Origin of the sequence: Blastopirellula sp. J2-11, assembly GCF_024584705.1 — a bacterium.
Taxonomy (GTDB): Bacteria; Planctomycetota; Planctomycetia; order Pirellulales; family Pirellulaceae; genus Blastopirellula.
Genome location: NZ_CP097384.1, coordinates 3,105,341 through 3,121,518, shown reverse-complemented (window position 1 = coordinate 3,121,518; position 16,178 = coordinate 3,105,341). Strand labels below are relative to the sequence as shown.

The 16,178-nt window shown below is 57.3% G+C and carries 13 protein-coding genes; 5 read left to right on the top strand and 8 right to left on the bottom strand.

Annotated elements, in window-relative coordinates:
• Positions 1–63 precede the first annotated feature (63 nt).
• The 5 genes from M4951_RS12605 to hslV are packed head-to-tail and all read right to left on the bottom strand — an operon-like array spanning position 64 to position 4,065.
• Positions 64–708, bottom strand: coding sequence for an ATP-binding cassette domain-containing protein (locus tag M4951_RS12605; protein ID WP_262026830.1), 645 nt, complete (start codon positions 706–708; stop codon positions 64–66).
• 7 nt (positions 709–715) lie between these two features.
• Positions 716–1,396: a molybdate ABC transporter permease subunit gene (gene modB, locus M4951_RS12600; RefSeq protein ID WP_262026829.1), complete on the bottom strand. Its 681-nt coding sequence runs from the start codon at positions 1,394–1,396 to the stop codon at positions 716–718.
• The gene (gene modA / locus M4951_RS12595; protein ID WP_262026828.1) at positions 1,377–2,183 is read right to left on the bottom strand and encodes a molybdate ABC transporter substrate-binding protein; all 807 of its coding nucleotides are present in this window, start codon (positions 2,181–2,183) and stop codon (positions 1,377–1,379) included. The genes modB and modA overlap by 20 nt, the downstream gene beginning before the upstream one ends.
• Positions 2,180–3,526, bottom strand: coding sequence for an ATP-dependent protease ATPase subunit HslU (gene hslU, locus M4951_RS12590; RefSeq protein ID WP_262026827.1), 1,347 nt, complete (start codon positions 3,524–3,526; stop codon positions 2,180–2,182). The genes modA and hslU overlap by 4 nt, the downstream gene beginning before the upstream one ends.
• On the bottom strand, positions 3,523–4,065 hold the full coding sequence (gene hslV / locus M4951_RS12585; RefSeq protein WP_002653086.1) for an ATP-dependent protease subunit HslV: 543 nt from the start codon (positions 4,063–4,065) through the stop codon (positions 3,523–3,525). Before hslV ends, hslU begins: the two co-directional genes overlap by 4 nt.
• A gap of 107 nt (positions 4,066–4,172) precedes the next feature.
• Here hslV and M4951_RS12580 point away from each other — a divergent pair, with 107 nt between their 5' ends.
• On the top strand, positions 4,173–4,766 hold the full coding sequence (locus M4951_RS12580) for a hydrolase (protein ID WP_262026826.1): 594 nt from the start codon (positions 4,173–4,175) through the stop codon (positions 4,764–4,766).
• A gap of 86 nt (positions 4,767–4,852) precedes the next feature.
• Here M4951_RS12580 and M4951_RS12575 read toward each other — a convergent pair whose 3' ends face one another.
• Positions 4,853–5,326, bottom strand: a complete 474-nt coding sequence (locus M4951_RS12575; RefSeq protein ID WP_262026825.1) for a hypothetical protein — start codon at positions 5,324–5,326, stop codon at positions 4,853–4,855.
• A gap of 472 nt (positions 5,327–5,798) precedes the next feature.
• On the opposite strand from M4951_RS12575, the gene M4951_RS12570 reads away from it, so the two are divergent.
• Positions 5,799–7,130 (top strand): Gfo/Idh/MocA family protein, encoded by a 1,332-nt coding sequence (locus tag M4951_RS12570; protein WP_262026824.1) that lies wholly within the window; start codon positions 5,799–5,801, stop codon positions 7,128–7,130.
• 205 nt (positions 7,131–7,335) lie between these two features.
• On the opposite strand, the gene M4951_RS12565 is transcribed toward M4951_RS12570, so the two are convergent.
• Positions 7,336–10,728 (bottom strand): secretin N-terminal domain-containing protein, encoded by a 3,393-nt coding sequence (locus M4951_RS12565; protein WP_262026823.1) that lies wholly within the window; start codon positions 10,726–10,728, stop codon positions 7,336–7,338.
• Positions 10,729–11,014: 286 nt separating this feature from the next.
• On the opposite strand from M4951_RS12565, the gene M4951_RS12560 reads away from it, so the two are divergent.
• The gene (locus M4951_RS12560; RefSeq protein ID WP_262026822.1) at positions 11,015–12,424 is read left to right on the top strand and encodes a DUF1570 domain-containing protein; all 1,410 of its coding nucleotides are present in this window, start codon (positions 11,015–11,017) and stop codon (positions 12,422–12,424) included.
• A gap of 124 nt (positions 12,425–12,548) precedes the next feature.
• A complete protein-coding gene (locus M4951_RS12555; protein ID WP_262026821.1) occupies positions 12,549–13,274 on the top strand; it encodes an FKBP-type peptidyl-prolyl cis-trans isomerase in 726 nt (241 codons plus the stop codon).
• A 76-nt stretch (positions 13,275–13,350) separates the two neighbouring features.
• On the opposite strand, the gene M4951_RS12550 is transcribed toward M4951_RS12555, so the two are convergent.
• The gene (locus M4951_RS12550) at positions 13,351–14,136 is read right to left on the bottom strand and encodes a phosphatase PAP2 family protein (protein WP_262026820.1); all 786 of its coding nucleotides are present in this window, start codon (positions 14,134–14,136) and stop codon (positions 13,351–13,353) included.
• Positions 14,137–14,313: 177 nt separating this feature from the next.
• On the opposite strand from M4951_RS12550, the gene M4951_RS12545 reads away from it, so the two are divergent.
• Entirely contained in the window at positions 14,314–16,047 is a 1,734-nt protein-coding gene (locus tag M4951_RS12545) for an ArnT family glycosyltransferase (RefSeq protein WP_262026819.1), read from the top strand.
• Positions 16,048–16,178 lie beyond the last annotated feature (131 nt).

Genomic DNA, 16,178 nt, shown 5'->3' with positions numbered 1-16,178 from the left:
GGTTCGACGGAATATGGGATTCCGTGCGCAGACATCACTAAAATTCCTCGTTTGCGCCGCGATCTACGCAGCAGGGAAAATCGTTCCCTCATGCAACCGGAACGTCCGTTCCGCCATTTGCTCGACTAACTCGGCCGAATGACTCACCAACACGATCGGGGTCGCAAACTCTTCGGCGACCCGTTTTATGTAATCAGCGATCCGTTCTTGCAGCGCGGGTTCAACCGACGTCAAAGGCTCGTCCAGCAGTAAGAGTTCCGGCGAGCTGACCAGCGCCCGGGCCAGCGCCACGCGTTGCTTTTGCCCACCGCTCAAACTGCTGATCCGCCGCGTCAGCAGATCGCCGATCTCCAGCGTCTCAATCGCTTTCGCTCTTTGCACCGGATCACCGCTCCGCCGTGAAAAGCCATAATCCAAATTCTTCTGCACGTTGAGATGCGGAAAGAGTCGCGGCTCTTGGAACATCACGCCAACGCGTCGCATCTCGGGCAAGACAAACAGCTTTTGCTCCATGTTGACCCAGGTCGCGTCATCGCACTGAATTACGCCTGACTGCGGCCGCAACAGTCCGGCGATCAACATCAACACAGTCGTCTTCCCGCTTCCCGATACGCCGCACAACGCCGTCACATGCGCATCGGACTCCAAGGTCGCGTACAACGCAAATCCTTGCGAATATCGGAACGTACAATTTAGCGCCAAAGCCATGCGATGCTCAGTGGGTAGTCGGTTCGACGCGGCGTTCCAAGTACTCGCTGACGAGCAAAGCGACGGTAGAAATCAAGATGGACGCGAGGATCAACATCATGATATTACGATCTCCGCCTGGTGTTTCTAATTCACTATAGATCATCAAGGGAATCGTCCGCGTTTCACCGGCGATGTTGCCGGCGATCATAATTGTCGCGCCGAATTCACCCAAAGCTCGCGCAAACGCCAACACGGCGCCGGCGATCACGCCGCGTCGAGCCAGCGGCAGAGTGACGCTCCAGAAAAGATCGAGCGGGCCAGCGCCGAGCGTGCGCGCCGCTTCTTCTAAACGAATATCGACGCCGGCGATCGCGGAACGGATCGAACGAACAAGGAGCGGAAACGCGACCACCGCAGCGGCCAGCGCCGCACCTTTCCAGTCAAACACCAGTTGAACGCCGAACCAATCTTCCAACCAACTGCCGATCGGGCCTCGTCTACCGAAAGTAACCAAAAGCAAATAGCCGGTCACCACCGGCGGCATGACCAGCGGCAGATTGATCACCGTTTCCAATACGATCTTGCCTGGAAATCGTTTTCGAGCCAACAACCACCCGGCGGCGATTCCCAGCGGCAGACTGCCCAGCGCGGCGACCAACGCGACCTGCAGACTAACCGCGATGGCGCTAAGATCGGCCGGCGTCATGCTTCTCTCCGGCGGATGTTGGCAGAGCGGCAAAATGATGACGCGCGAAAATCTCACGCGCCTCTGACGATTGCAGAAAGGTGAAAAAGCCTGCGGCCTCTGGCGGCGCATCTTTCAGCAAAACTGCAGGGTAGATGATCGAGTCATAGCTGGCTGGATCGAGTTCTCCCAACACGATCACTCGCTTGGTGATCGCCGCATCGGTCGCATAAACTATCCCGGCGTCGACTTCCCCTTGTTCCACATAGGCGAGCGTCGTTCGCACATCGGCGCCGCGCACGATGCGATCGGCCAGTTTATTATAAATGCCGCTACTTCGAAGCGATTGATCGGCATACATCCCGGCCGGCACGTTCTCGCCGGCCAGGGCGATTCGCCGCGCTTTCTCGACGATCTCACTCGGATTGGCAATCCCCGCGCGATTCTCCTGCGGCGCGATCCAAACCAGCCGATTTGAAAGCATCGCGATTCGCTGATCGATTTGATCTTGCGCAGCAAGCGCATCGGCCCAACGCTCGTTGGCCGAAAGATAAACATCGGCCGGAGCGCCGGACAAAATTTGTTGCGCCAGCGCGTTCGACGGCCCAAAGCTGATGCGGACCTGAATGCCTGACTTGTGCGACCAGGCGTCGGCCGCCTCTTGAATGGCATTGGTCAAACTGGCGGCCGCCAACAAGGTAATCGTCTGGCGAGACTTCGCCAGGTCGCGGGATGAGCGACACCCTGATGAGACGAAAATCGTCAGCACCAGCACGCCAATAATCGCAGACCGCGAATGGTAACTCATAAAATGAACCGGCTAAGATCTTCGTCCTGCGAAATCTTCGTCAGTCGCTCGCGCACATATTCGGCGTCGATCGTCACTTTCTTCGTCGTCATGTCGGGCGCCTCAAAGCTCAACTCTTCCAAGAGGCGTTCCATGATCGTGTACAACCGGCGAGCTCCGATGTTTTGCGTCGTTTGATTGACTTGAAACGCAAACTCAGCCAGTTCTTCGATCGCATCTTCGGTAAAGTGGATCTTCAGACCTTCCGCTTCCAACAGCGCCTTGTATTGCATTGTGAGCGAAGCGTTCGGCTCGGTCAAAATTCGGACGAAATCATCCTTGGTCAAGTCGTTCAATTCGACGCGAATCGGAAATCGTCCTTGAAGTTCCGGCATGAGCTCGCTGGGACTCGACTTATGAAATGCTCCGGCCGCAATAAACAACACATGATCGGTCGAAACGTAGCCATGCTTGGTCTGCACGGTCGTTCCCTCGACGATCGGCAGTAAGTCGCGCTGCACTCCTTGGCGAGAAACATCCGCGCTTTTGCCGTCGGTCGCGACAATTTTGTCGAGTTCGTCCAAAAAGATGATCCCCAGGTTCTCGGCTAGTTCGATCGCCGCCTGATTGATCGCATCTTTGTCGAGCAGATTTTCGCTCTCCTGCTCCAGCAACACGCCGCGCGCCTGGGCGATGGTCAGTTCACGGCGTGACGAGTTCTTCGGCAGGATCTTCTCGAACATGCCTTGCAGATCGACATCCATCTGCTCCAGTCCCATGCCGCCGATCATCATCGGCGCCGACTTTTGCTCGATCGTCAGCTCAACCTTTCGCTGTTCCAACTCTCCGCCGCGCAGCATGCCGCGAAAACGCTCGCGGGTTCGCTCGTAGTGATCGGTCGCCTCTTCTTCTTCACTCGCCATTTCGTACGAGACAGGGCGGGGAACTAACAAGTCAAGCAAGCGTTCTTCGACGCGAACCACGGCGTCTTTCTCGACGTTCTTACGTTCGCGTTCGCGGACCATCGCGATCGACGTTTCGACCAGTTCGCGAACCATGCTTTCGACGTCACGACCGTAATAGCCCACTTCGGTGTACTTGGTCGCTTCGACTTTTAAGAACGGGGCGCCGGTCAGCTTCGCTAGTCGCCGCGCGATCTCGGTTTTACCGACCCCGGTCGGTCCCATCATCATGATGTTTTTGGGAGCGATTTCGGCTTGCAGATCTTCCGGCAGTTGCTTACGTCGCCAACGATTGCGAACTGCGACCGCGACCGCGCGTTTGGCGTCGGCTTGACCAACAATGTTTTGATCCAGCGCCGCGACAATCTCCCGCGGAGTCAACTCTTGAGGCGATTGGCTCACGATTGGCTCTCCATGCTTTCGACCATGATATTGTCGTTCGTATAGATGTCGATTCCGGCGGCGATCTGCAGCGCAGCCTTGACGATCTCGTCTGCGGACAAGACGCTGTGATTGACGAGCGCCCGCGCTGCGGCGACCGCGTAGTCGCCCCCGGATCCAATTCCCAGCACGCCGTCGGTCGGCGCGATTACGTCACCGGTGCCGCTAATCAAAAAGGTATGTTCCCCGTTAATCACCGTCATGAGCGCTTCCAGACGGCGCATCGCGCGATCGGTTCGCCATTCTTTCGCTAACTCGGTCGCCGCCTTCGGAACGTTGTTGGGATAATCTTTCAGCTTCCCTTCAAATCGCTCTAGCAGAGAAAACGCATCGGCGGTTGAACCGGCGAAGCCGCAGATCACCTTGCCGCCCAGCAGCGGGCGAATCTTGTGCGCATCGGATTTCATGACCGACGAATTCATGGTAACTTGACCATCGCCGCCGATAGCGACGCGGCCGTTGTGCCGTACGGTCAATATCGTGGTAGAGCGTATTTTCATCGCAAAGATTTCCTGGGTTTCGATCTCTGGTTATTGTGACGGATCGACCTTCTCGCGGCTAGGACCGCTCAGCGCCAACTTCTCGCAGGTAAGATCGCTCGCCGCCTATGAACGTCTCGACTGAATCTCCCGGCTATTTCCGGAGCCCGCTGTTGATGTCACGCAGCGATACGGCGCTGTTGTTAATCGACCTGCAAGAGCGGCTGATGCCGGTGATTGACCAGTCCGAATTAATCGTCGAGAACGTACAACGCCTAATTTTGACAGCACAGCTGTTCGACATGCCGGTGTTGGGGACCGAACAATATCCACAGGGATTGGGTCCGACGGTTGAGCCGCTTCATTCGCTGTTGAACGACCTGCCAGAGAAGCTCAGCTTCAGCGCCTGCGGCGTCGACGGTCTGTTAAAAGAGTTGCCCCAGCGGGCAATTCACAAATTGCTGCTCGTGGGAGTCGAAGCCCATGTCTGCGTGCAACAAACGGCGCTTGACCTGCTGGCGGCCGGTTTTGACGTCTATATTGCGGTCGACGCGGTCGGCTCACGATTTCCGCTTGAAAAAGAGATCGCACTTCGCCGCATGGAGAGCGCCGGCGCCGTGCTAACGACGACCGAAGCAGCGATGTTTGAATGGTGCGAACGTGCCGGCGACGAGCTCTTCAAACAGGTCAGCCGGTTGGTGCGGAAGAAACACGCCGAGTAAGAAAAGCGGAAACGGGAAAGCCGAAAGCGGAAGGGCCGATTTGCCCCTCTCTGCCAAGGACGCCAATTTCTTGCTCCGCTTTCCTTCTACCCCGCGATCTTTTCAAACTGCGACAAGATCTCCCGATCATCTCCCCACTCTTGGCGACAGCCATCGGGCTGCTCGAGCCAAATCGAGCGCTGCCCCTCTCGACCGACGACGCGCCAAGTTTCGCCTCCCCGGTGGACGCGGATGATACGGCCCGCGGCGTCCAAGATCGGTAACGAATTCCGCAGGCGGATTCGATCTCCCTGTTGCAGGGGTTGGCTTGCCGATATCGTACCGGCCGATCGGGCGATCAACGCATGCAAACTTTCGTGCCGCAGCGCACATTGCCAGACGGCGCGACGCACCGCCGGTGAGGAGAGCGGCTTCAGACCGCGGGTCTGACCATCGAACAACGCTCGGTTCAAACTTTGACGAGCAGGGGTCCCCAGCGACTCAAACCACCACTGAATCAAGTTCCGCGCGGCACAGTCGGCGACATAGGTCTGAAGCGTTTGGAGCTCCGAGTTCAGCACAGGCGACCTTTCCCTTAGACACAAGCTATCGTCCTTCTCCCTACATCGACCGCCGAAGCGGTTCGCCTGCAAGAACCACGGCGATAGCTGCCTGGGGAAAAGGCGTAACATAGACAGCCTGCGCCGAAAATTCCGAGCTGTCGTCGGATAGCACAGCACGAGATGTTCGGACTGCGCAAGAAACAAGGGCGAGTCAAATCGAGCCTGATCACTAATCTTGATGGACGATACGTTCCCGATTTCTAGGGACGAACCGGTTTGACTTCGAAATTGCGGTAGTCGGCCCAGTAACAATAGAGATCCGGGCGCCGAAGTGTTTTCGGCAGCCTTTTTCGCCCTGCATGATCTCAGGTGATATCTTTTCCCATGTGTGAGCCCCCAAAATTTTATAAAATCAGGTTGACGGGCGCTATTCCCGTCGGACAGACTAGGGATTCCTACCTAGATGCACCCACCCTCTTGAGAAATACGCATGATTCAAAAGACTAGTCGACGTCAGTTTGTGAAACAGCTCGGCTTGGCCGGCGCTGCATTGGCCCTTCCGGCCGCTTCTTATTCGCGCGTCTTGGGCGCGAACGAAAAGTTGCGCGTCGCCAGTGTGGGAACCGGCGGTAAGGGATGGAGCGACTTGCTGGGGGTCGCCGCTAGTCCGGCGGTCGAAGTCGTTGCGCTTTGCAATATTGACAGCTCGGCCGATCATCTAGGTCGTGCCGCAGAGAAGTACCCGTCGGCTCGCACTTACGCCGACTATCGCAAGATGCTCGACAAGTCGGACGACATCGACGGCGTGATCGTCTCGACGCCTGACTTTATGCATGCTCCGATCTCGCTCTCGGCAATGGCGTTAGGCAAACATATCTTCTGCCAAAAGCCGCTGACACACACGGTCAAAGAAGCTCGGCAGATGCAGTTGGCCGCCCAAAAGCACAAACTGGTCACCCAGATGTGCAATCAGATTCAATCGCACAGCGCCTATCGCACCGCGGTCGCGCTGGTGCATGCCGGCAAGATCGGTAAGGTCCTGGAGGTCCATTCCTGGCAAGGAGGCCAACCAAGTTGGCCCCGCAATATCGATCGTCCTGCTGGATCGGATCCCGTACCGACGACTGTCGCTTGGGATCTTTGGCAAGGAGTCGCTCCGCACCGTCCCTACAAGACAGGCATTTACCATCCGTTCAACTGGCGCGGTTGGCAAGACTACGGCACCGGACAACTGGGCGACTTCGGTTGCCACATTCTCGACCCGGTCTTTAAATCGCTCGAGCTCACCGCGCCGCTTGAACTGGTCGCCGACGCGCCGCCGTTGAAACCAGAAACCTGGACCGACAAAGCGACCGTCAGCTACATCTTCCCCGGCGCCGAACGTACTGCCGGCGATACGATTCGCGTAACCTGGTACGACGCCGCCGGCGTTCGACCTCCTGCAGAAGCGTTGACAAGCTTGCCGAAATCGGCCGAGCTTCCCAACGCCGGCTCGATCTTGATCGGGGAAAAGGGAACGTTGATCATCCCGCACGTCGCGATGCCGAAGCTCTACCTTAAAGGGGAAGAGACCGAAGCGAAATACGACACGGTTGAAGGGGTTGATCACTACGTGCAATGGGCTGACGCTTGTCGTGGTGAAGACAAAACGACATCGACGTTCGACTACTCGGCGCCGCTGACCGAGACCGTACTGTTGGGCACCGTTGCGATTCGCTTCCCCGGCCAGAAGCTGAAGTGGGACGCGGCGAACATGACGATCCCCGGCTTCAGCCAAGCCGAGCCCTTCCTGACGAAAGAGTATCCCAAAGGCTGGATGTAATCGGACCTTCGCGAGACGCGAAGAAGCTCATTCTTGCCAAAAAAGAGACCGCGCGTTCTAAGTGCGGTCTCTTTTCATTTCTTGTCTGGCGTTATGCCATGTGCTAGGCGCCATGCTTCTATCGCGTCTTCGCGAGAAGAGCATGTCTTCCAACCGTAACGCTACGAGTTACCCGTTTACTCGAAATCTGAACCGCGCCAGACTACTAGCGTCCACCGCGACCTCCGCCTCCGCCTGGGGCGCCGCCGCCTCGTCCGCCGCGATCACCGCCGCCTCCACGACCGCCGCGTCCGCCGCCTTGTTCCATTGCGCCGCGAATGCGGTTGAACATTTCCATCCGCTGACGCATTGCATCGGCGTCGGCCTGACTAGGAGCTTGCGGTTGATTGGGGCTCGATTGACCACTCGTACTAGAAGTGGCCGACGTGGTGTTGGATGTAACGTTGGCGCCCAGGATCGACCTCAGCGCGTTTTGCACCGTCTCTGGATTCGACTTGCGAATATTGACCACTTGCATCGTTTCTTGCGAATCGGAGCCAGCTTGATCGAGCTGTTCGACGAGCAACTTCACTTCTTCAAACAACGGATCTGGGGCCGATACGACTAGCGCGTTGCTGCGTGCATCGACGCCGATGGTCATCTTGGGCGGTTCGCTAGGAGCGCCTCCCTGACCACCTTGGCCGCCGCCTCCACGACCTCCGCGACCTCCGCCCAAGGCGCGGATGAAATCTTCCGGACTCGGTTGACGCTGCTGGCCATTGCCGCCTGATTCTGCGATGCGATCGGCATAGACCTGCTTCACCACATTCAACACATCATTGGCCGGCTGATACAAAACCGGAATCATGCGCGGCTTGGCTTTGGTCTGCACATCTTCGGGACTATGCGGCTGATCGATGATTTTGAGCAACTGGTCGATGACTTGGACATCCGCTGCACTCCCTTTGACGACCAGGGCGTTAAGACGTCCATCGGCCACCACCGAAAAGCTGCCGGATGCGGTGTAGCTGCCGCCGTCGCTTCCGCCTAATCCCAATAACGACCCCATCAGTCCGCCGCCGCCCCCCAGCATGCTGGAAGCCATGTCGCCCAGCAGTCCGCCTCCCGCGTCTCCGCCGCCCGAAGCGGCTTGGCCGGTCATGATTTTCGAGAGCAAATCGGCGGCAACGTCGGCCGGCGCATGTTTCAGATAGAAGACCGTATAGTCAGCGCCGCTGTTGGCGATTCGGTCTCCCAGCATTTGGATCAATTCTTCGAGCTGATCAAGCGCTTCGGTATCATCCGAGGCGATGACGATGCCGCCGGGTCCCGGCATGATGATGATCTCGGCAGGCTTTTTCGGACTCGCCGGCTTTTTCGGCTCGTTGACGTCGGTCTGCACCGGTTCGGTGGTCGCCTCTTCGGTTGCATCGGCTGCCGTCGTTTCACTCACAAAGCGAAAAGGAGAGGCCGAGGTCGCCTTGGCCGATTCATCTTCGCGCGGAGTGGTCGGCGTTTGGGCCGGCGGGAAAAGGAGACGCAGATTTTCTTGGAATTCCGCTTCTACCGGCGAATCTTGCGGTGCGACCGTCCGAATCGGCGGAGCCGAAGGTCGCACGACCCGAATCCGCGCGGTGCTGACGGTGGGCCAAATCATCTCCAGCTCGTCCAGAATCTGCGACGATGACGCGCCCGGCAAAGAGAGCGTGCGAACACGACCGCGATCCAACGAAGAAGCAAGCGCCGCTTCCGGGTCTTCTCCCATCTGTTTAAGCAGATCATTGATTTGCGAGATTTGATCTTGCGTTCCGCGAACCAGCAACATGCCGCTGATTGGGTCGGCGTCGACGATCGGAGCGCTGGGGTTGGGCGTTTCTCCACCGCCACCAAACAACTTGCTGATCGATAAAACGGCCAACTGTGGGTCGACAGTCTGCAACTGAATGACCGAGATCTTTTTCGAGTCGCGTTGCATCTGGTCAAGGGTCGCCCGAATCGTCGCATGTTGCGACGGTTTGGCCAACGCGACCAAATTGCCGGTATTTTCGTCAATCGCCAAGCGGACTTCCGGCAAGCCGGCTAGCAACGTCTGCATCACTTGCAGCGCGGTCTGCGGCTGCGAGGAGCCGACGGCGTAAACTTCCAACTGCGGCTGTTCGCTGATCGCGACCATGCCGCCCGGTTCATCGACCATCTTGAGAATCTCTTGCACGCGGCTGGTCAACTCGGGTTCACCGCTCACAAACAAGCGTCCCCCCAAAGCGTCGACCGCAATCCGCAATGTGCCGTCGTCGGTGCCGTTCGCTTCCGGCGGAAGATCAAGCAATTGTCGCACGACGGTCAGTGCCTCTTCGGGGCCAACATTCTCAAGCGCGACAATATGGACTTTTTCGCTCAGGGGCCGTTCGACAGCGTTAATCACATCGCGAATCGTCCGCAATCGTCCCGCTGTCTCGGTCACAAAAATCTGCTTCGACTTCGGCAGAACGACGATCTGACCTTGCGGACCGATCAGTTTCGAGATCTCCGCTTCCGCTTCTTCGGCTGTCATGCGGCTGAGCGTGAAGAGCGTCTTGACCAGTTCGTATTCGCCGCGATCGTCCAACTTTTCGGCCGGAACTGTCGTCACGAAATCGGGCGGAATCCCGTCTTCCAGATTCACCACCAACAACATCTTATCGCGCCGAACGAGCGTATAACCTTTGGTCAACAGAACACTGTTCAGCAGGTCAATCGCTTGAGCCGGCGTGTAGGCGCGGCCATCGGTGTAGTTGAAAGTGCCGGAGGGCGGAGCGTCCATCACCATCGACAGGTCCGATTGTTCCGCGAACCAATCCAGCACGTCACGCCAGGGAGCGTAGCGGAAACTGAATCGCAATAGCGGTTCGCCATTGGGGCCTACTTCCGGCTTCGCCGCCGGCTTGTCGCTGGGAGACGCAGCATTTGGATCGACAGGCGCGGCGGCGACTGCCGGTTTCATCTCCGCGGGCTTCGCTTCTGCAGGCGGAGTCACTTCGGGCAGCGGATCGGCAGGCTCACCAACCAGACCGGCCAATTGATCCCAGGCCGCTTGTTGCGTAGGACTCAACAATTTTCGGGATTCGCGTTCAAATTCTTTGCGCGCCGCTTCCACCGCTGGAGCACCGAGCGCTTGGGCGGCGTCGATCTTGGCGGCAAGTTGGCCGATTTGCGTTTGTTGATCGGCGGTTAGCTGCAACGCGTCGGCGATTTCCGTCGTCTGCAGCGACTTCATCCCTGCTTGCTTCACGCCCAACTGCTTCAGCCCCGCTTGCTGATCGGTGGTCAACAGCGCGAAACCGAGCTTTTCCGATTCGGCGACAAAAGGGGCTAGCTTCGCGGCTTGCTCTGCTTTCGACAGATCCTGAATCGAGAGGGCGAGCTCGAGGGCTTTGTCTTCGCGGTCGGCAATCAGCTGCTTCAGCTTCTCTTGCGTCTCGGCGTCGATGTTCAGCTTTTCCGTCGCTTCTGGTTCGAGCGCATACGCCAACACGCCTACAAATTCTGGGGGAGCCGCTGAAGCCGACGTCAGAAATGTGGAGAAGCAGACAAGCGCCGCCAAAAGGAGCCCGCCGGTTTTGAAATGGGGATTCGCGACCATCGTGGTATGCATTGACCCGAAAAGGTGAAAATTTCGCCAAATAATGCCGTAAGCTCTTCTAAAACAGTAGTTTAGAGAATCACGTTTGGCGAGATTCGGTAGAGCAAGTTGAGCGGAACAAGAAACTGTCCCGTTTGTTTAACCCGGAAAGCCGGCGTTTGTGTCCGCAAACTCTTCGTTTTTCTCGGATTTCACCGGTAGGAAATTCCTTGCCAGAAAGGAGTTTCGCCGCAAAATAGAATCAACCCCTCCCAGCCTCTTCTCCAACATCCTCGATCGCAGCCGTATGCTTGCCATGAGAAAACTAGCGATTTGCCTCGCCGTTTGGTCGCTCGCCCTGCTAGCAGGGGAGGCTCATCTACTTGCTCAGGGGACGAAAGTCCCCAATCCCAGAGCTTTTGGGATCGATCTGCCGCCGGGAGTCATTTCTCACAATCTCACCGGTAGTGTCGAAGTACGCGATGAAGCCGGCGAATTGGTCATTGGTCGAATTCATGTGATGATCGGCAGCAATCTGATTGTCGAGCTTCCCGATGGCCAATTGGTGACCCGAGCAGTCAACGACCTGCGACGGACCGACGCGCCATTCAAGGGGCTCGACAAAAAGTCGTTGGCCAAGCGTCTGGAAGAAAAATTCCCTGGCTTCAAGACGCGGACCAGTCGGCATTATGTTTTCGTCTACAACACGTCCAACGAGTTTGCCGAAGCGACGATGCGCATTTTGGAATCGATGATTCCAGGCATGCAAAAACATGCCAAGGCGCAGCGGATTGATGTCCATGAACCGGACGTTCCGCTGGTCGCGATCATGTTTGCAACCGAGGCCGAATACCAACAATTCAGCGAGGTTCCGGAAGGGATTGTCGCGTTCTACGACACGCTGGCCAATCATGTGGTGATGTATGAACGCCCCACGAATCCCCCGCTAAAACAAGACCTTTACTACAAACAGGCGATCTCCACGATCGCCCACGAAGGCGCCCACCAGATCTTGCACAACATCGGCGTGCAGCAGCGACTTTCGCGTTGGCCGATGTGGATTTCAGAAGGAATCGCCGAGTATTACGCTCCGACCGAGTTCGGCGTGCGGATGAAATGGAAAGGCGCCGGCGTCATTAACGACATGCGGATGTTTGAATTGGAGTCGTACATCAAAGGCAAAGACGCCGAACAAGCCGATGGAATCATGGTCGAACAAACGGTCAAAGCGGCCCGACTGACTTCGACCGGCTACGCTTCGGCATGGGGTTTAACCCATTTTCTCGCCTCGCAGCGGCGGTCTGATTTCAATGAACTGATGCGAGAGTTGAGCGCGATCAAGCCGATGGAAGGCTCGGTCGACGTCTCGAGCGGCGGGGTGATCCTCTCGAATCAGGAGGATTTCTCGAAACATTTTGGCGCTGACCTCAGCGAGATCGAAAAGGGGATGGTCGCTCACCTCAAATCGCAACAATACAACCATCCCTTCGCAGAATTCGCCCATTTTACGGCGACCGTGAAGATCATTTCGGACGGTAAAACCTACGGAACCGCGAATGTGTTTCATGCTCAGGACCTTGCCGCCCAGTGGCAAACGCAGCAGTTAAAAAAGCTGACTCCAGAGCAACGCGCCGGGGCTCAAGTCGAGGTTCGCTTGTTTCGTAACCGAGGGGAAGCGGAGCGATTCGCCTCACAATGGCTGCGTTCAATCCGCTAGTCTCGCTCTTCCCCGATTTCCATTTCGCGCCAGATCTTCAATAATACGTACAGTCAAGGCGCGTCCGCGAGCGTCTACCCACCTACTTGCCGCCGGTAGCGGCCTCTCCTGGAAAGGATTATTTATGAAACGCGTCCTATGTATGACGCTGGCGCTCCTCTCGTTCGGTCCAGCCGTTCTGCAGGCTCAAGAGCCGGCCGCGCCGCAAGCGGAACTTGGTTCGACGATGCAAAAGGCCTCTTACGTCATCGGACGTAACTTCGGCACGAACATCAAATCGGATCTGCCGACGATCGACGTCAAAGCTTTGTTGCTGGGCATCACCGAATCGCTGGAAGGGAAGGATTCGCAACTGACCCAAGAACAGATCCAAGCGACCATGGTCGAATTCCAGAAAATGTTGATCGCCGAACAGCAGAAAACAATGGATGCCGCCAAACAAAAGGGAATTGAATTCCTGGCCGAAAACGCCAAGAAGCCGAACGTGAAGACGACCAAGAGCGGCCTGCAGTACATCGTCGAAAAAGAAGGGACCGGCCCCTCGCCGACCAAAGAAAACGACGTGGTCTGTCATTACAAAGGCGAACTGCTGGATGGCACCGTCTTCGATAGCTCGTACGAGCGAGGCGAACCAGCGCGATTCCCCGTCAGCCGCGTGATCGCCGGCTGGACTGAAGCGCTGGAATTGATGAAAACCGGCGCCAAATGGAAACTGTTCGTTCCGTCCGATTTGGCCTACGGCGAACAGGGCAATCCGACCATTCCGCCGAACTCGGTGCTGGTCTTTGACATCGAACTGCTCGAAGTCCTGCCGCCGGCCGCCGCGGCTGCCCCAGGTGGTGCAAAGTAGCGCCAACTGGCTCAATGGAGCCGCTTGCCACATCAAGATGGTTCAACCCAGAGCGGGCGTCGCCTAGCGACGTCCGCTATTTTTCTGCGCTCTTCGTGACGCCCCAGACGCGGCGAACGCGACGGACCCAGGCATTGGTCCAGCGGATCAAACGATTGTGATCCAAGATGACCGCGGCAAATGCGGTTCCGACCGACCAGCCCCAGATAACGTCGCTGGGAAAATGCGCACCCACCAACACGCGTTGAAAACCGGCCAGCAGCGACAGCCCGACAAACAGCCAGCGGCCATGTGGATAGATCGACGTCAATGCAACCGCCAGCGCTGCGGCGGTCGCCGAGTGTGCCGACGGACAGCCTTGGTAGTCATGTTGGCCCAGATGCGGCCAGGCGGCGGAATTGAACAAGGGGAGCGCCGCGTAAAACGACTCCCAGTTCGATTTTGTGAAGTCGAACGCGTGCGGGCGAATCCGAGCCAGCAGCGAAACCTTCAGAATGTTGGCCATCATGCCGCCCCCCAGCGCAGTGAGCAGCGGCACATAAAACAAGTTACGATGCCGCCGATCCAAGACGGCCATCGCGATCACGATCACAAGGACGCCGGTCCCATGGGCGAACGCTTCGCTCAGCAAAAAGAGGGTCCGGAGATCCCCTTCGATCTTCCAGGCCAGATCGCCGGGCTCCACAAAATTGGCGCTTACCGCATGGTCAATCGGCAACGCGAGAAATCCGAGCAGAAACAGCGCAGCCGCCAGATAATAGATGCGCCGCATCGATGTCGGCGTTCTTTCTAGTTCCGCAGAATAATCCGCTAGCGACGGCGACTCGACCGAGGTCGCATGTTTTTGGGGCTTCGACGCCAATTTCTAAACTGCCAAACAATCGTTCAGGATGCTTCGTATCATACAAGCCGAACAGTGTACCGCGGCGCGTGCTGGCGTCGAACAGCAAATTCCAGCCATCGAATTGACGTTGCTTTCTGCTGGCGCCTCCGAGTAAGCTTCGGCAGCCTATTTTCACACGGTAGCAAAGGATTGCTTATGAAGGGGGGACGACTTGCCCCTTGGCTGTTGGCTTGCGTAGCTGCAGCGGCGTTTTTCACCAATCTCGGCGGCCCTCGGCTGTGGGATCGTGACGAACCGCGTAATGCCGGCTGCGCGGTCGAAATGCTGCAAGCCAACGACTGGATTACCCCTCGCTTCAACGACGAAGTTCGCTCTCACAAGCCGGTTCTGCTGTACTGGCTGATGATGACTTCCTACTCGACGTTCGGAGTCAACGAGTTCGCCGCCCGCTTTTGGTCCGCCGCGTTCAGCGTTGCAGTTGTGCTGCTAACCTACGACATGGGGCGGCGTCTGTTCAATCCAGAAGCCGCCTTTTGGGGCGCTTTGGCGCTGGCGACATCGTTGATGTTTGCAATGGCGGCTCGGATAGCGACTCCCGATGCGCTATTGGTTTTTACCGTAACCCTGTCGATGTGGGTCTATGTCTGGGGAGTTGGCGATTGGTCGAAGCCCGATTCCCAATATTATCCAGAAACGTGGTGGAAAGTTGCGTTGCTCTACGGATCGATGGGGCTGGCGATGTTGGCCAAAGGTCCGATCGGCCTGGTGCTGCCGACGGCGATCATCGGAATGTTCCTGTTGATCCAGCGCTTGCCGGCTGGCCCAGCGACCGGTTGGCGTCGTTGGCTCACGCCGCTGATGCCGTTCGCGCCGCTGCATTTTCTAAAAACATGCTGGTTCATGCGTCCCGCTCTGGCGATCGTCGCGGCACTGGCCGTCGCGCTTCCCTGGTATCTGTGGGTCGGCGTGCGTGAGTTCGCTTGGATCCAAGGATTCTTCTGGGAGCATAATCTCGGCCGCGCGACGTCGGCGATGGAAGGGCATCAAGGGCCTGTCATTTTCTATGTTGTCGCGATCTGCATCGGCTTTTTTCCGTGGTCGATTTTCTTCCTCGAGACTATTCTCGACGTCGGTGCGCAAATTGGCCGCCGCGTGAAGGAGACCCCCGGCTTGATCTTTCTGGCCTGTTGGTGCGGAGTTTGGATCACGCTGTTTACGATCGCCAAAACAAAACTGCCCAGTTATGTAACGCCCTGTTATCCTGCTTTGGCGCTGCTGGTCGGCACGGCGCTGGCGCGACTCGTCTCAGGAGAGACGCCAGTCAGCCGGAACTGGTACATCACTGGATTTGCGATTTCGATTGTGGTTGGGATTGGATTTTTGGTCGGCGTCCCGCTGGCAATCGATCAATTCATCCCGGGCGAAGCGATTTTGGCGGTGGTCGGCATCGCTCCATTGGTCGGAGGAATCGCCGCGATTTACTTCTTCCGCAAGAATCAGCCTGGCGTCGCGCTGTCGGTTTATGGAGGGACGAGTCTCGCGTTCATCTTGCTGATGTTCGCCTTCGCGGCCCAGCGCGTCGACCATCATCAATTGAATCAACCGATTATTTCTCTGCTGCGCGAGAGCGACGACGAACTGTTCGCCTATAACACGCTGGAGCCAAGTTGGATCTTCTATGGCGGTCGCGCGATTCGCGAAGTGAACGGCGACGAAACGCTGCTGCGGCAGTCCATCGCGACCAGTCGGTCTCCGTTGATCGTCACCACGCGCGGGCACTACGATCGACTATCGGCCGAAATGCAGCAACAACTGAGCGTCGTCGAGTCGGTTCCTTACTTCCTTCGCAAGGATGATTTGGTCGTTCTAGCGCCCGGAGATTCTCCCCTAGCCAAGACGGCGGCGCTACGTAAGTCAAGTTCTCGCTAAGCTTTGGGGCGAATATGGGGATCGTATAGATTCCCTCTCAAATCGTCATATTCGCTCCCAAAAAAGATTGACGCGTTTAGGCTGGGTCGATAGGTTGAAGGAAAGTCCCTCCTTCCAGTCGCATCCTACCT

Excerpts from the sequence above, each read along its gene's own strand:
- M4951_RS12605 (WP_262026830.1), bottom strand. The coding sequence starts at position 708 with ATGGCTTTGGCGCTAAATTGTACGTTCCGATATTCGCAAGGATTTGCG.
- modB (WP_262026829.1), bottom strand. The coding sequence starts at position 1,396 with ATGACGCCGGCCGATCTTAGCGCCATCGCGGTTAGTCTGCAGGTCGCG.
- modA (WP_262026828.1), bottom strand. The coding sequence starts at position 2,183 with ATGAGTTACCATTCGCGGTCTGCGATTATTGGCGTGCTGGTGCTGACG.
- hslV (WP_002653086.1), bottom strand. The coding sequence starts at position 4,065 with ATGAAAATACGCTCTACCACGATATTGACCGTACGGCACAACGGCCGC.
- M4951_RS12580 (WP_262026826.1), top strand. The coding sequence starts at position 4,173 with ATGAACGTCTCGACTGAATCTCCCGGCTATTTCCGGAGCCCGCTGTTG.
- M4951_RS12570 (WP_262026824.1), top strand. The coding sequence starts at position 5,799 with ATGATTCAAAAGACTAGTCGACGTCAGTTTGTGAAACAGCTCGGCTTG.
- M4951_RS12565 (WP_262026823.1), bottom strand. The coding sequence starts at position 10,728 with ATGGTCGCGAATCCCCATTTCAAAACCGGCGGGCTCCTTTTGGCGGCG.
- M4951_RS12560 (WP_262026822.1), top strand. The coding sequence starts at position 11,015 with ATGCTTGCCATGAGAAAACTAGCGATTTGCCTCGCCGTTTGGTCGCTC.
- M4951_RS12555 (WP_262026821.1), top strand. The coding sequence starts at position 12,549 with ATGAAACGCGTCCTATGTATGACGCTGGCGCTCCTCTCGTTCGGTCCA.
- M4951_RS12545 (WP_262026819.1), top strand. The coding sequence starts at position 14,314 with ATGAAGGGGGGACGACTTGCCCCTTGGCTGTTGGCTTGCGTAGCTGCA.